Origin of the sequence: Aurantimonas sp. DM33-3 (genome assembly GCF_014334315.1) — a bacterium.
Classification (GTDB): Bacteria; Pseudomonadota; Alphaproteobacteria; order Rhizobiales; family Rhizobiaceae; genus Aurantimonas; species Aurantimonas coralicida.
This window is the reverse complement of sequence record NZ_JACSGS010000007.1, coordinates 141,991-155,855: the sequence shown is the minus strand read 5'-3', so window position 1 is coordinate 155,855 and position 13,865 is coordinate 141,991. Positions and strand designations below refer to the sequence as shown.

Genomic DNA, 13,865 nt, shown 5'->3' with positions numbered 1-13,865 from the left:
TGATGATCAAGCGTGCCTTTGTTCGACTGTCGCTGATGATGGTCGTCCCGCTGAACCTCACTGTTGTGGCGCTGCTTCTGGGTGAACCTGGGTCTGTCGAAGTGATGAGCGCCAGTCTGATCATAGCGCTGCCAGCCCTTCTCCTCATCGAGGCGGCGACAGCAATCAGGAAGCGGCTGGCGTGACCAGCTACCTCCTGGGCGGCATTAGTATCGTTGCATTGGCCGCCGTCGCATTCGCAGGCGTCCAGTCGAGCCGCCTGGCGTCCACCCAGTCCGAGCTGGCGACGACCCGAACCGAACTCGATGTCTCCGAAGCCCGACGCCGGGGCGCCGAGTTCGCACATCGCGAGATCGTCGAACAGCTCGCCGCCGTCTCCAAGCAGGCGGACGCCTCCGCCCGTCGGGAGGCAGCTCTGCGCGAACGGATCGCACGGGACACCAACACAGATCGCGACGGCCCGACTGCGCCGGTTCTCCGAGACACCATCAGGGATCTCGAGAAGATCGGCACTCGCCAGGACGACTGGTATGTCGGCCGTCGCCGCGTCTGGCGCCTCGTCGTGATGATCGACGGCGTCCCGACGAACATCATCGAGACCAAAGACCAGGCCGCCTGCATTGGCGCTGCCGGAGCCGCCGCCGACGCAGTCCGGGAACTCCCGAACTATGCCAGCGAACTGAAGGGCAAAGTCCGGATTTCCTGCGGTCTCACGACGCCGGCGGTGGCGGCATGAGGGCGAACATTTTCACGCACGCCCGGGCGATCTGTGCGTCGTTTTGTTCGCTCGCCATCGCGGGCTGCACGACGACCACGATCCTCCCGCCGCCGCCCCTCGCCGACCGCATCCCGAGCCAGCTCTTGGAATGCCGCGACCGGCCGGCGGTGGGCGATCTGTCGAGGCAGTCGGACGTCGCGAAATGGGTCGTCGAACTCGATGCGGCTGGGGAGGACTGCCGCAGGAAGGTCCACGCAATCAATGGGCTGGTCCAACAGGACGCGGCCAGGACAGGAGATAACTGATGCACAGACGAGATCGCGAAGCATTCCTCGAGACCGACTTCTTCGGCGAACCGATCGAGGAGAACCGGAAGGTCTTCCTCTCGGACAAGATCGCGGTTCTGACGGACGATGACCGTCGTCGCATCGATCCTTTCGCGGGGACCGTACCAGCAGGCGGAGGCAACTTCCTCGACTATGGCAGGAAGCGCTGATGTCCCGGGAAGAACGACTCCGCGCACTCATGAGAAGGCTGGATGACCTCGCGGCTCCGGAGCGGGCACGACGCCTCGCTGCCTGTGAGCTTCGCCGACTTCGGAGCGATCCATCGCTGCCGGTGCAGAACCGGTCCCTGCCTCACGGCTACGGATCGGACGAGGACGCAGCCTGACAATGCCCGCCGCCCCTGCCCTTCCTGACGACTATCCGGACATCCGCTCTCGTCCCCTTCTCGATCGCCTACACGACGAGGAGGAGGACGACATCCGCGAGCTGATCCGTGTCGCCGGGCTCGGGGCATGGGATCGCCGGCACAGCTGGCAAGACGACGAGTAACGAGTAGCCGCCTGGGCGAGGGTCCAGGCGGCAGGAATTCAGTGACGGTGCCGAATAACGCGAGGGGTCGCGGGCGCTTCGAGGGGTGAGTAACGAGTATGGCGTCCGAAATCATTTCCGCAGAGATGGTCGTTGCCTTGACCGGCACGATCGGCGTCTTGGGCGCCGGCTGCAAATTCGCGTGGAATGCGATCGCAAAGAAGATCCGGGACTCGGAAGTTCGGCTCGAAGCGGAGCGCGTCCGGCATGAACTCAAGATCGAGACCGAGCGCCTCAAGTACGAAGCCGTCGTGGCTGATCAGATCCGTGAGATGCGGCGGGAGATGTCCCAGCAAGAGCGGGAGATCAACTATCTCCGCCGGGTCTCGGATGCGTATCTCCGGCACATTTCCGTCCTGGAGCAGCTAATGCGCCAGGCAGGGATCGAGATTCCCATTCTCGACTTGCCCGACTTCCCCTCCTCCGATGGAGATGCATGATGACGAACGTCCCCTCGAAGGAGGCGATCGTCTCCGACATCATCGCCGGCCGCACATCCGCAGCAGAGATGCAGGAGATGTACGGCATTCCCGCCAGCCGAATCCGGAAGTGGTGCCAGCGTGCCAGGGAGAAGTCCCGGACTTCCCCGTCCACCACGCCGCCGATCGTCGAGACCGTCGAGGTCGACCCCACACCGCCGAAGACCGAGCCCTTCGTCCTGGGCGGATCGCCGGCCGACAGGAAGATCGTCGCTCTCGAGGAGCAGGTCCGGCGTCTCCGGAAGTCTTTGAAGGAGGCCCATCGTCAGGCCCTCGACGACGACGCTATGCGCGAGATCCTGGGGTCGATGGTCGCCGAGCCGGTGCGGGCGCCAGACTGGCTTGCGAAGATCACCGTCCCTCATTCGCGTGCCCCCGAAGTCCCTGTCGCCCCGTGGGCTGACTGGCACCTGGGCGAGAACGTCAACCTGGCGGAGACCGGTGGCCGAAACGAGTATTCGCCGGCGATCGCAGAGAAGCGCGTCGAGCGCCTGGTCGCGAACACGATCGACCTGATCCGGAATCACGGTCCGCATGAAGTTCCGGGCATCGTGATCCCGCTACTCGGCGACTTCGTGTCCGGCGGGCTCCACCCGGAGCTGCAGAAGACCGATGAGTTCGAGGTCCTGCCGTCGATCCTGAAATGCCGGGACATAATGGTGGCAGCGCTGACCCGGATCGCCGACGAGTTCGGCCAGGTCTACTGCCCGGCGGTCTGCGGCAACCATGGTCGCCTGACGCACAAGCCGGAGTTCAAGCGGTACGTCTACAAGAATGCGGACTGGCTGATCTACGAACTCCTGCAGCGCCATTTCGCCGACGATCCGAGGGTGGTCATCGACAGCCGGCCGGCGAACGAAATCCTGTTCTCCGTCCACGGCTTCCGCATCCTCGCCATGCACGGCGACATGATGGGTGTGAAAGGCGGTGACGGCATCATCGGCAGCCTGGGCCCGATTGCCCGCGGCGAGGTGAAGGTCCGTGGACACGCCCAGGAGAGCTACGACGTCCTCCTCATCGGCCACTGGCATCAAGAACTCTGGCTGCCCCGGTCGATCGTCTCGAACACCCTCAAGGGGTACGATGAGTACGCCCGTCTCTCCCTCCGCGCACCCTGTACCGCGCCATCGCAGCCGCTGTTCTTCGTCCATCCGGAGCGCGGCCTGACGTCGAGGTGGTCGGTCGCGGTATCCGAGAAGCCGACGAAGGCGAAGACGCCGTGGCTCCAGGTGTTCGCGGAGGCAGCATGACCTCGCATCCGGTCACCGATCACGCCGTCGTCCGCTATTTCGAACGCGTCCACTCGATCGATTTCGACGCACTCTTCCCCGACGCGACCCACGACGGCCAACGCCTGGCCGCCATCTGCAGATATCTGGATATCCAGCCATCTGACGCACGCGATCTCGTCTGCCCGCCCCGCCTTCACCGGTGGATCGCCGACGGTGCCTGCGCGATCACGGTCACCGGCTATCGCCTGGTCTGCGACGAGCGGCGCGTCGTCACCACCCTCATCAACGACCGCAAACGCCGGCGCCCACGCTGGCGCGATCAGGAGATCGCAGCTTGACCGTCCACACGCCCCTGCCCGCTTCCGCCATCGCCCTGGGCGGCGGCCGCTACCTCGACCTGCTCGATCCCCAGCCGGCAGACATCGACGTCTACCGGATGTGCCGGGTCTTGGCTGGCATCCCCCGATGGTCCGGCCAGCCGGATACGCCCTGGACGGTCGGCCAGCACTCTCTCGTCGTCGGCAAGATCGTCCAGTCGAGGTGCCGGAATCCCGCATTGACGCTCGCTGCGCTTTTGCACGACGGGCACGAATACGCGACGGGGGACATCAACACCCCACTGAAGCGCCTTCTGGGCCCTGCGATCGTGGCGATCCAAGGCGGCCTGGACGCGGCGATCTGCGACCGGGTGGGCGCGGATATCGAGCTGATGCACGGTACGATCGTCAAAGCCGTCGATGTCGAAGTCGGGTTCGTCGAGGCCCTGATGTTCGGCATGGATGCCGACGATCCGGACGAGCGGAAATTCGTGCCATGGGACTATGAGATCGCGGTCGATATCGAGTTCGAGATCAGGCGGATGCTGCGGTATCCGGGGGATGATCTCGATGTTGCGTCGATCATGATGATGGAAATCCAAGAGGCCGGAGGGATCCTGTGAGCTATCACATCCGGTTCTTCTGCGACTGCGGCTGGGACACCGCCCCCTGGAAGGGAAGCCGCTTCTTCATCGATGAGGACGTCTGCCCGAAGTGCGGGAGATCGAAGGAGACATTCCGCGAGAGCGTCGGCCGGTTCGAGAAGCGCCCGACCGGCGAGAGGGGATTTCTCGGATTTCCGAAGTGCGAGACCGTGTGGACGGAGGCGAAGCATGCCTGAGATCGAGAATCCCAAGGCCCTCATCGGCCGGCAGAAAGCGCCCTTGATTTCGCCCGTGCCGGCGACGTCGATCGCATGGCTGGCCGAAGCCCATCTGGATGGCGCCGAGAAATACGGGCGACTGAATTGGCGAGACCAGCCGATCAAATTGTCGGACTACATCGACGCGGCTATCCGACATCTCCTGGCACTGAAAGAGGGCGAGGACTGTGCGGACGACAGTGGCCTGCCCCATACCGCGCACGTCATGGCAACGATGTCGATCATCCTCGATGCGGACGCCTGCGGGACACTGATCGACGACCGGGTGCAGAAGCGGCCGGATGCCCTCGCGGCGGTGCAGAAGCGGATCCTCGGGGCCCGGCGTGGGCGCCATGAGAGGAAGGCAGCGGCCTGATCGGCGGCGGTTGTTCAGTTCCCGCCGTTTATGTACAACCCCCGCCCCGCAAGGGGTCGCGGCCCGTTATACCGGATAGGTATTCAGTCGTAGGGACCAGGAGGATGGCTTTAGCGGTCAACTCTGAAGGTCGTTTTCCGAGATCGATTGCTCCAGCGGTCGCCGGAACCGGGCGACGCGCTCTCGCAGGCGGCTGTCGAGAAGCTCGAGGCCTTCGCGGATCTCTTCGGTTTCGGATGCCGAAAGGTCGCCGAAGAGATTCTCCTCGACGCCGCGCCAGATCTCGCGGACGAGTTCTTGTGTCTCGGCGCCGGCGGGGGTCAGTGCGAGAGCGACCATCCGGTGATCCGATTCAAGCGGAACACGCTCGACGAAGCCTTTTGCGACGAGCTTGTCGGTCGTCTTCGAGACTGTCGACGATCGAATGCGTAGGCGATCGGCTACCTCCGAATTCGTCATCCCGGTGTCGGTTTCGAGAGCGCAAAGCACCTCATCTTGGCCGGGCCGCAGATCGGCGACGCGGAGAGCGATATCGACGTGTGCGCGAGTGAGCTTCGCGACCTGCAGCAGCTCCGCGACTGTCTGATAGCCCGACTGGGCTGGCGGCGTTTCTGATACCTGATCCATGATGCCCTCCCTTTGCGCCGTCAATGCAAGTCGCATTCCGCCGCCTCGACGATCCGATCCTTGACGTCGATCGGCAAAGCCTCCCAAGCCATGATGACCGTCTTCACATAGCGCGGCGTCCCGGACTGCCATTTACCACGCAATTGCATGCTGACCGTGTTCTCGGACACGCCGAGAATCTTCGCGAGCATCTTCTGCGAGAGTCCGGCGCGCTTCGCACGCTTCTGCCACGGTTCGTTGTCCATCGCCCCGGATAGCCCGGACTCGCTGTCAGTGCAAGAAATCATCATCACGTGGATTTTTCCTCTTGTCGCCATCCTTAACGCCACGTATATATAAATCATTGCAACGATGATTACAAAGGCGGCGGCATGGCGAACGAAAATTTCGAAAGGGCTCTGGAGAACTGGATCGACGACAACGATCCCCACCTCGCCGTCCTGAATCGTGCAGAGCTGAGGGAGACGGCGGCCTACCGGCACTTCGCCGATCTCTGGTTCCAGTCGCGCTCCGTCGAGAACCGCAAGAAGGCCGCCGCCGAGGCCGCCGAGACGCGGGCGAACAACAAGGCCAAGGGCATCTCGCAGGTGAACCTGCGCGGCTCGACGAAGCAGAAGAAGTGGGCGTCGGAGATCCGCGGCAACTTCCTCGCGGACTATGCCGGTCGCCATCCGGTCGCGGCGCAGATCGCTACCGAGTCCGAGACGCAGGCGAAGTTCTGGATCGACAACCGGTCGTCCCTCGGCGCCGTCGCTTTCCGGATCGAGGACCTCTGCGCTGCGATCGACGAGGCGACCGGGCGATACAATGCACACCTCGATGCGATCGGCATCGAGCCCGGCCAGTCCTTCACACTCGACGACGAGGCCCGCCGTCTCGTTGCCGACATCCGTGCCGCGAATGCGGCTCTCAACCGCTATCTGGCATGACGGAGACCAGAATGAGCAAGATGAACGATACGATCCGTTACCATTACTTCGACATTAGAGAACGTCAGATGGCCCTCGCCTCTGACCGGCTTCTGACCGAGGGTAAATACGTTTCCTTCAACGGAACTCTCTTGCGGTCTTACTTCGGAGGTTTCTTCGGAGAGGAGTATGGCGGCCATGCGAAACAGGCTCTTGCCCGCGCTCGTCACATCGCGGCTTACATGGAGAGAGAGAAGGCGGCGCTTGCTGAGAAAAGGTCAGAGGCCGCAAGGAAGGGGTGGAAGACCCGCCGCGGCCACTGATATGGACCTCCGCTCTCTTATGACCCGCGCCCACGCGAAGACCCGCCGCCTCATCCGCGCCGGCCTCTCTTACTCCGGCACCCTCCGCCTGGTCCTGCGCGATCTCTGGTCCCTCCTCCGCCGCCCGCTCCCCGCCCTCGTCGGCCGGCGGCGGGACATCATGCGCGCCGAATCCCTCCGGGTAACGTGGATGCCCTATTACGTCCGGGAGATCGAACACTGGGTCTTGGAATGCCAAGACGAGCCCGGCGTTTTCGAGCGCGGCCTGGCCCTGACGACCACTCTTTTCCGGTCCGACGCCGCGTTCTGGATCGACATCGGCAAGGGCGGAATGGTCGGCTTGGACCGTCTCGGCGAGATCGTCCGGGGCGAGCGGGCGTCTGCCTGATCACGTTTTCGCTAGCTCAGAAAACGATAAGGTTTCAGTACGATAGTGCGCCAGGCGACCGCGTTTTTGCAGTCGCAGAATCGTATGGAGCAGACGATGACAGATCGCGAGTATCCGCATCCGAGAGCGCTTCTCGAAGAGCTGGATGCTGATGATCTTCGAGATTTAGCAGACGATCTATCGCTGCAGCTCGCATCGATCGAGATCGCTATTGAGCGGAAATCAGGGTGGCCGCTGTTCGGTTGTCGCGAGCCATCTGACGCTCGAGACCGGGCAGCAAAGATCATCACAAACTCGACGTCGAGATGCCGTCGGCGCTAGATCAAAACAAGAACATCTCATAGCCTCCGGTTCACCAGAATCGGAGGCTTTCTCATGTCCCGGCGATCTCGCTATACCCGCCCTCTCGGCGTCCTCCCGCCGTCCGCCGGCATCACCGACACTCACATGCGCACGATCATCGCCCTCGCGATCGAAGAGATCCCGCCGGACATGAGGGCACGGATCGCGATGAAGAGGCCGGCGACGAGCTGGCAAGAGTACGATGACGCTCGGCGGGCGATCGCGGAACATCTCGTCTACCGGATCCGAGAATCGGTGCGATGCGACTATGGCGGGAGTGGTGCGAACGGCGGCCACGGGTAACGGGGGTCTATTATGCTCATGTGCGGGTTTTCGGCACATCGGCATAATAGAGATCACTGGCAGCCGGTGGCCGAGCTGATCTGCAATGCAATCTCTCCTTATCTATTTGTCCGTCATGACCGCCGTTCGATGGTAGGGGTGGAACCCATAGCCCGAAGGGGGAACAAATGCCTGAGAATTCCGGACAAATAGACATTCTCATTCGCAGACTTCAGCGTTCGGCGGGACTGAGCGAATCGGAACTGACGGATCTCCGATCCTTGCCGATTACTATCCGCGATGTCGCGAGGAACGAGACCATCAGTCGTGAGGGGGACTGCGTCGACCAATGCATCCTAGTCGTTGACGGCTTTGTGGCGCGGTACCAGGACACTAGGGATGGTATGCGCCAGATCCTCTCATTCTACGTCCCAGGTGATATCCCGGACATGCAGACGCTGCATCTCGCGACAATGGATCACAGCGTCGCGAGCATTACGGCGGGCCGAATCGCGATGATACCTCATCACGCGATCCACGAAATATGTGACCGGAACCCTCGCATCTCCGGTGCCCTCTGGCGCGAGACACTGATCGACGCCGCCATCGCTCGGACGTGGCTGCGCTGTGTCGGCAGACTAAATGCACACGCCCGCATAGCTCACATGCTGTGCGAACTCTACGTCCGACTCGACGCCGTCGGACTCGCGGAAGATCCAATCCGCATGCCGATGACTCAGGCTGAATTCGCCGACGCGACCGGGCTCAGTGTCGTCCAGGTCAACCGCACGCTCCGCGAACTTCGCGAGGAAGGGCTGATCACCGTCCAGAAGCGGGAGATGATCGTGCACGACCTGGCGCGGCTGCAAGCGGTCGCGGAGTTCGATCCTCTCTATCTGCACCTCGATCCGGCGCAGCGCAGATAAGGCAGTAAAAATATTTCCCGGGCACGGTGCATCGGAACGCGAGCGAGTTCGTATATCAATGGAGGTTGTTCGCTTACCCCCGGAGCTATCAGTGCCGTTCTATTTCTTTGATGTGCAAGATCAGGAGGAAATCAGCGAAGACGACGTCGGAATCGAATGTCAGTCGCTGGAGGCCGTGCGGAGAACTGCGGTCAACGCTCTTCCAGATATCGCAAAATCTGCGGTACTAGATGGCGAACATCATTTGCTTGCAGTGACGGTTCGGGACGAGGCCGGCAACCGGATTTTCAAGGCAACGCTGACGGTCGACGCCGGATGGCTGAACGGAAACCAGAAGATGGCCACCGAGTAGCCACGGCCTCCGTATAGGGCGATGATAATTACCGCCCTCCGGCTTGGTCGACGCGCTGCTGGAGAATGTCGTCCAGAGCCGCCATCGCGGCCTCGTCGATGGCGTTGGCGAGGTGCTCCCGCTCCCACGCTTCCATCCACTGATCCGCACGATCGGCGACCTGGCGGACAACCTCGGTCCCAAAATCGAGGATGGTCTTCTTCTGCCGTCCCTCCTCGCGTTCCGTCATCGCGGCGATCGCCTCGTCGGCAGTGACGGGCGCATAACCCCAAAGATCCACGCCGACATCGACCGCCCCGGGAACGCGCCGGTTCCCGTGGACGTGGCCGAAGAAGTGATGGACGCCGCGGTAGTATGAGGGCCACTCCGCCATGGGATAATGGCACAGGAAGATCCTCTTCCCGTCATCGTCGAGCATCTTCGTCTCGGAGACCGATTCCCACGGCCAGTCGCGGATGCTCGGCTTGTCGTGATTCCCGATGATGAGGTGCTTCTTGCCGTTCAGGAGATCGAAGTAGCGCCGTCCTTCGGCAACAGGTCCGAACGCGAAGTCGCCCAGGTGATAGACCGTATCATCCAGCCCGACGCGTTCGTTCCACCTCTGAATAAGCGCCCGGTCCATGGCATGGATCGTCTTGAACGGGCGCTTGCACATCCGCAAGATCGCCGAATGCGCGAAGTGAGTGTCCGCTGTGTAGTAGATCATGTCGGCCTCCATCGCCGTGGTTTACTGCTTCCTAATGCTCTGAAGCTTCCAGCGCATTACATTGAGAGCGATACTTTTACGCATCTCGGCATCGGTGTTCGTCCAGACTTCGAGGGCGGAGCAAACGAAATCGTTGGGCGGGATGCCCTCGTCTTCCTCGATCTGGCGCAGGCGTTCCTGCAAATGCTTCGGGATCACGATCAACATTAGTAGGCCTCCTTCGCCTCAGTTTCTGATTTCCATCTTGTCGCGGTTGTCGACCAGAGCCTCGACGATGCGCGACAACTGGCGAAGAGAGCCGCCCCGCCAGGCATTGCGGATCAGGTCTTCTTCATCCGGGGCGACAGGCGGAATCATTCCGTCGACGAGGCCGCGCTTCTTCCGAATGTCGTCCACGATCCTCTTCGCCAAGGGACCGATATGCTCCGGCCCAGGGTCCGGCATGCGGACAACATCGAACCGGTCCCTCAGGGGCGCCGGAATCGTCAGAGTGTTCGCGGTCGCGACGAAGCTCACATGGCTGAGATCGATCGGCGCATCGAGAGCGGTCTCGAAATAGCCGCTCGCAGTATGCGCTTCGAGCATGGGCAGCAGCGCATCGACCAGGCTGCCATTCTCATAGTGCCTCCCCGCCTTTTCGATCTCGTCGAGAATGATTACCGGATTCGCGACGCCGTGCTGGCGGATCGTCTCACCGGGTGTCGAGAGCTGCGACGAATGCCACCTCGCCGGGGTTCCGCCGAAAGAATTGTCGCCGGACGACGCGCAGGGGAAGACAAAGTGCGGAGTGTCGAGCATCGCCGCGATCGCCTGAAGGAGCGAGGTCTTGCCGGTACCCGGCGCGCCGACAAGGAGGGTCGGACGCAGCTTGATGACGTCGCCGACACGGATGCCCGCGAGGAGCCGCCGGATTACGTCGGCAGCATGCGGCCACTCCGCCACCAGCGCCGCAGTGGGGTCATTGTAGACAGTCCTGAGCGGCAAGTCGGCGTTCACGATCTTCTCACATGCCGTCCACAAGCTCTTCGTCGCCGCGGTCTTCGGCGTGGCGATCGGCGAGGTCAGAACGCGAGCAGTCGGACCTTCCGGGGTCGGCATCCGCTTCCAGCTGTCGTCCTCGGCCTCGGCGATCGCCGGCTCCGTCTCCTGGGCGTCTGCCTGGCCACGGAAGATCGCGAGGATCTGGAGGAAATCCGCCGGGAGTTCGGCCTGCTCGATCGCCAGGTCGAGATGGGTGCAATCGAATGAGAGCGGGTCCCAGCCTTCCGGCCACCAGGTCGTCGGCGTTCCGAAATGCCGGCGCAGGACCTCTGTCATGTGTCCTTCGGTGACACGGGTGGCGTCGATCTCAGCCGACGCGATCCGCGACAGCACGTCAGGCATCGCGTCGTCCGGCGCGAGCTGCAGGAGAACGTCGCTGTGCGTGAGAGCTTTCAGAATCTCGCGTACATCGATCTCTTCGCGGTTGAGATTGAGCGACGCGCCGCGAGCTTCATGGACGATGCCAGAAAGGTAATTTCGCGCAGCCCAACGTGCCGCTCGCTCCCAATTCTCGCCGCTCCTGATCACGACCAGCCGGCGCCGATCCGGCAGCCGCAGCGGATGCGGAAGCTCGGGATTGGCCAGATAGATCGCTTTGAGGGTCGGATGGGTCGTGCTGTCGAGGAGGGCCTCGATGCCAAGATCTTCGTCGGCGTCATCGCCGGAGAAGGTCTGGCCTTCGCTGTAAAGGCGGCGGTGATCGCCAACGAGACGAGCAAGCTTCTTTGACATAGAAAGCCCTCCAGAAATCGACGGCGGGCCTCATCGCCCTTGTTTCCCGTCTGGGTGCGTCGTTGGTATCAGCTGGGGGTTAAGATCGCTTAACGATTATCCCGAGATTTCGTCACAAGTCTTCGAAATCTTCGAAATCTTCGTCGTGCGCTATCTCGAGGAGGGCCGATCTGGCGGCTTGTTTTGTTAGGCCTTCGGTCCGCATGTCAGCATAGAGCGCCCGAATCTCGTCAGAGAACTCGTCGCGGAGTTGGCGCTGTTTCTCTAGCTTTGCGAGCAATTTTGGGGGAATGCGGGAGTCGCCGTTGAGCCAGCGCGTCACATGCCGCATTGGCACCTTGGTCGACTTCTGCAGGCTTTCGGCTGTCGATCGCGGGAAGACCGCTTTCGCCAGAGCGATCGACTTCTCCGCATCGTAGGGCACGAAATCCGGTTTTGGGGAATTGTCGTCGGTCATGTCTAGGGGCCTCCGTTCGCCCTGGTGGTGATCGCCACCCTTATCACCCCTTGGCCCGGCGCGAAGCTGACCGCTGGCCGGTGAGCTTCCTCCACTCGACCTCGTCGACGTCGCTATCCAGGATACGCCGCCACGCCGCGATGGCTGCCTCTTTCTCGGGCCAGTGGCGCCAAGCGTCGTAGTGCTTTCGCGTCACCGTATCGGCTTCTTCATTGTGATCGAGGATGTATTTCGCATGGCCCTCGGGCAGACCAGACTCGGGCATCCTGATCGCCGTCGAGAAGGTGCGACGGACATCATGAGGAGAGAACCCGTAGGTCTCCCGCAGCTTATGCGCCGCTGTGAACTCGGAGACGTGAGACAGCTGCGCGCCGGCTGCACGGACGCGGGATGCAGGGAACGCGAACTGTCCGTCCTGGGCGATCGCGACTTCCTGAGGCCACGGAATCAGGTGGGCGTTCCGATCGCCTCTTGTCTCCGCCGTCTTCCGGTGCGTCGGTGGGATGTGCCAGACGCCATCTTCGATATGATCCCGCTCCGCCGCTGCGACGACCAGCCGGCGCTGTGCGGTCAGGATGATCGCAGCGATGACGGGCGACGCCGCACCGAGGTTGCCGGCTAAGGCATCGTCGAGCGCCTTCCTCACCAGATTCGGCGACGGCCACCGCGCTCTGGGCTTCGTCGAGCGGCGCTCAGGAAGATCGATCTTGATGCCGTGTGTTACGCCGGAGTTTTCTCGATTGTGGGTCTTCGACAACCAGTTCCACAAGAGGACGATCCGCCTGGCGATGTTCGCCGCAGCACCGGTGCCGTTGGACTTCTGAAACCGGGCGAGGACCTGGGAGATCTCGACGTCGGTCAGGTCGTCGACGTGGCGGGTCTGCAGCTTCTTTAGCGCATCGTGCCGGAGGTGATGCCGGTAGTCTTTGACCGTCGACTCCTTTCTCGACGCGGCGATTTCACGGAGGTAGGCATCGATGGCCTGACTGAGGGTCCACGTCGCTTTCCCGGTCGAGTGGACGCCGGCAGGGTTGCGCTCCCGACGCAGCCAGTCCTCGTCGACGGCAACCTTCATAGATCTGGCGTCTGCTGCCCGTCGTGCTAGGCGACGCGCCTCGTCGAGGTCGAGTTCGTATGCGGAGCCGAGGATCAGCCGCTTCGTCTTCCCCTGAAGCTGGTACCGGTACGACCAGACCGACGCCCTCGACCGCGCCCGCAGCTCGAGGCCCGGCGCGGCCGTATCGGTGACGGACCCCTGGTCCTCGCCATGGATCAATCGATGAACGGATGACTTGGTGAGTTTCTCGGGCATAATTATTCCGGGGACGGGATGGGGACGGCCTTATATCCGGAACTTTCCCCGAGGCGGTCAAGAAAGTCCGGGACTTTCCCGGAAATCCGGGGTTTCTCGGTTAACGCCGGAGGAAAGTCCCAGCACGCCCTTATATTCCTAATCTGAGGGTCACTGGTTCGAATCCAGTCGGGATCACCAATTGCTTTGCGCCCTGTGGCAGGGCCATGCGAGCTCCTCGCCGCGTACCCATGCACGGGGATATACAAGCAACAACCAAATACACCGCGTTGAGCAGCCACTGATCCCAGTCTGTTAATGTGCCGATTCTCCCGAAGCGTTGCTTCGATTGCTAGTGCTGACGCTGGCCCTCGCACACTTCGGCACGATGCAACGCCCCGCCAGCGCGCCTTCGACGCACCGGTTCACCGTGAACTCCCCGTGACCGTTAAGTATTTTAGTAAGCAGGGGTCATCTAACACTCTATCCAAACAAGGCCACTTGCATCTGCAGTGAGGGGATGGGATGTGTGCCCTCAGAAATACAACGCGAATCTGTTTATGACGTGAGATGCAGGCCAACCGGTGATGTTGCACCATAATTGTCTCGGGGTATCGGGGGAGTGGAGAGC

23 protein-coding genes are annotated in these 13,865 nt (G+C 62.2%); 16 read left to right on the top strand and 7 right to left on the bottom strand.

Annotation, left to right across the window (positions count from 1 at the left end; translation table 11 throughout):
- Positions 1 to 2: 2 nt before the first annotated feature.
- The 10 genes from H9Q09_RS11850 to H9Q09_RS11805 all read left to right on the top strand — a co-directional run bounded on the left by H9Q09_RS11850 (position 3) and on the right by H9Q09_RS11805 (position 4,859).
- A complete protein-coding gene (locus H9Q09_RS11850; RefSeq protein WP_187391198.1) occupies positions 3 to 185 on the top strand; it encodes a hypothetical protein in 183 nt (60 codons plus the stop codon).
- Positions 182 to 736: a hypothetical protein gene (locus tag H9Q09_RS11845; RefSeq protein ID WP_187391197.1), complete on the top strand. Its 555-nt coding sequence runs from the start codon at positions 182 to 184 to the stop codon at positions 734 to 736. The genes H9Q09_RS11850 and H9Q09_RS11845 overlap by 4 nt, the downstream gene beginning before the upstream one ends.
- Positions 733 to 1,023 carry a hypothetical protein gene (locus tag H9Q09_RS11840; protein ID WP_187391196.1) on the top strand — a complete coding sequence of 97 codons (291 nt, stop codon included), beginning with the start codon at positions 733 to 735 and terminating at the stop codon, positions 1,021 to 1,023. Before H9Q09_RS11845 ends, H9Q09_RS11840 begins: the two co-directional genes overlap by 4 nt.
- A complete protein-coding gene (locus H9Q09_RS11835) occupies positions 1,023 to 1,214 on the top strand; it encodes a hypothetical protein (protein WP_187391195.1) in 192 nt (63 codons plus the stop codon). The genes H9Q09_RS11840 and H9Q09_RS11835 overlap by 1 nt, the downstream gene beginning before the upstream one ends.
- 438 nt (positions 1,215 to 1,652) lie before the next feature.
- Positions 1,653 to 2,033, top strand: coding sequence for a hypothetical protein (locus H9Q09_RS11830; RefSeq protein WP_187391194.1), 381 nt, complete (start codon positions 1,653 to 1,655; stop codon positions 2,031 to 2,033).
- A gap of 77 nt (positions 2,034 to 2,110) precedes the next feature.
- Entirely contained in the window at positions 2,111 to 3,322 is a 1,212-nt protein-coding gene (locus H9Q09_RS11825) for a hypothetical protein (protein ID WP_187391193.1), read from the top strand.
- Positions 3,319 to 3,642 (top strand): hypothetical protein, encoded by a 324-nt coding sequence (locus H9Q09_RS11820; protein ID WP_187391192.1) that lies wholly within the window; start codon positions 3,319 to 3,321, stop codon positions 3,640 to 3,642. The genes H9Q09_RS11825 and H9Q09_RS11820 overlap by 4 nt, the downstream gene beginning before the upstream one ends.
- Entirely contained in the window at positions 3,639 to 4,244 is a 606-nt protein-coding gene (locus H9Q09_RS11815; protein ID WP_187391191.1) for a hypothetical protein, read from the top strand. The genes H9Q09_RS11820 and H9Q09_RS11815 overlap by 4 nt, the downstream gene beginning before the upstream one ends.
- Positions 4,241 to 4,462: a hypothetical protein gene (locus tag H9Q09_RS11810; RefSeq protein WP_187391190.1), complete on the top strand. Its 222-nt coding sequence runs from the start codon at positions 4,241 to 4,243 to the stop codon at positions 4,460 to 4,462. Before H9Q09_RS11815 ends, H9Q09_RS11810 begins: the two co-directional genes overlap by 4 nt.
- Positions 4,455 to 4,859: a dATP/dGTP diphosphohydrolase domain-containing protein gene (locus tag H9Q09_RS11805; protein WP_187391189.1), complete on the top strand. Its 405-nt coding sequence runs from the start codon at positions 4,455 to 4,457 to the stop codon at positions 4,857 to 4,859. Before H9Q09_RS11810 ends, H9Q09_RS11805 begins: the two co-directional genes overlap by 8 nt.
- A 117-nt stretch (positions 4,860 to 4,976) precedes the next feature.
- Here the strand turns inward: H9Q09_RS11805 and H9Q09_RS11800 are convergent, their stop codons facing one another.
- The gene (locus H9Q09_RS11800) at positions 4,977 to 5,486 is read right to left on the bottom strand and encodes a MarR family transcriptional regulator (protein WP_187391188.1); all 510 of its coding nucleotides are present in this window, start codon (positions 5,484 to 5,486) and stop codon (positions 4,977 to 4,979) included.
- A 20-nt stretch (positions 5,487 to 5,506) separates the two neighbouring features.
- Positions 5,507 to 5,779 (bottom strand): helix-turn-helix transcriptional regulator, encoded by a 273-nt coding sequence (locus H9Q09_RS11795; protein WP_187391187.1) that lies wholly within the window; start codon positions 5,777 to 5,779, stop codon positions 5,507 to 5,509.
- Between the two features lie 78 nt (positions 5,780 to 5,857).
- On the opposite strand from H9Q09_RS11795, the gene H9Q09_RS11790 reads away from it, so the two are divergent.
- The 6 genes from H9Q09_RS11790 to H9Q09_RS11765 all read left to right on the top strand — a co-directional run bounded on the left by H9Q09_RS11790 (position 5,858) and on the right by H9Q09_RS11765 (position 9,007).
- Positions 5,858 to 6,415, top strand: coding sequence for a hypothetical protein (locus tag H9Q09_RS11790; protein WP_187391186.1), 558 nt, complete (start codon positions 5,858 to 5,860; stop codon positions 6,413 to 6,415).
- 11 nt (positions 6,416 to 6,426) lie between these two features.
- Positions 6,427 to 6,717, top strand: coding sequence for a hypothetical protein (locus H9Q09_RS11785; RefSeq protein ID WP_187391185.1), 291 nt, complete (start codon positions 6,427 to 6,429; stop codon positions 6,715 to 6,717).
- Between the two features lie 19 nt (positions 6,718 to 6,736).
- Positions 6,737 to 7,105: a hypothetical protein gene (locus tag H9Q09_RS11780; protein ID WP_187391184.1), complete on the top strand. Its 369-nt coding sequence runs from the start codon at positions 6,737 to 6,739 to the stop codon at positions 7,103 to 7,105.
- A gap of 447 nt (positions 7,106 to 7,552) precedes the next feature.
- Positions 7,553 to 7,750, top strand: a complete 198-nt coding sequence (locus H9Q09_RS11775) for a hypothetical protein (RefSeq protein WP_187391183.1) — start codon at positions 7,553 to 7,555, stop codon at positions 7,748 to 7,750.
- Between the two features lie 167 nt (positions 7,751 to 7,917).
- Positions 7,918 to 8,655 carry a Crp/Fnr family transcriptional regulator gene (locus H9Q09_RS11770; protein WP_187391182.1) on the top strand — a complete coding sequence of 246 codons (738 nt, stop codon included), beginning with the start codon at positions 7,918 to 7,920 and terminating at the stop codon, positions 8,653 to 8,655.
- A gap of 91 nt (positions 8,656 to 8,746) precedes the next feature.
- Positions 8,747 to 9,007 carry a hypothetical protein gene (locus tag H9Q09_RS11765; protein WP_187391181.1) on the top strand — a complete coding sequence of 87 codons (261 nt, stop codon included), beginning with the start codon at positions 8,747 to 8,749 and terminating at the stop codon, positions 9,005 to 9,007.
- 28 nt (positions 9,008 to 9,035) lie between these two features.
- Here the strand turns inward: H9Q09_RS11765 and H9Q09_RS11760 are convergent, their stop codons facing one another.
- The 5 genes from H9Q09_RS11760 to H9Q09_RS11740 form a co-directional block, all read right to left on the bottom strand.
- Positions 9,036 to 9,713, bottom strand: coding sequence for a metallophosphoesterase (locus H9Q09_RS11760; protein WP_187391180.1), 678 nt, complete (start codon positions 9,711 to 9,713; stop codon positions 9,036 to 9,038).
- Positions 9,714 to 9,734: 21 nt separating this feature from the next.
- Entirely contained in the window at positions 9,735 to 9,920 is a 186-nt protein-coding gene (locus H9Q09_RS11755) for a hypothetical protein (RefSeq protein ID WP_187391179.1), read from the bottom strand.
- An 18-nt stretch (positions 9,921 to 9,938) separates the two neighbouring features.
- A complete protein-coding gene (locus tag H9Q09_RS11750; RefSeq protein ID WP_187391178.1) occupies positions 9,939 to 11,486 on the bottom strand; it encodes an AAA family ATPase in 1,548 nt (515 codons plus the stop codon).
- Positions 11,487 to 11,598: 112 nt separating this feature from the next.
- Positions 11,599 to 11,943 carry a hypothetical protein gene (locus H9Q09_RS11745; protein WP_187391177.1) on the bottom strand — a complete coding sequence of 115 codons (345 nt, stop codon included), beginning with the start codon at positions 11,941 to 11,943 and terminating at the stop codon, positions 11,599 to 11,601.
- Positions 11,944 to 11,986: 43 nt separating this feature from the next.
- Positions 11,987 to 13,255 (bottom strand): integrase arm-type DNA-binding domain-containing protein, encoded by a 1,269-nt coding sequence (locus H9Q09_RS11740; protein ID WP_187391176.1) that lies wholly within the window; start codon positions 13,253 to 13,255, stop codon positions 11,987 to 11,989.
- Between the last annotated feature and the right edge of the window lie 610 nt (positions 13,256 to 13,865).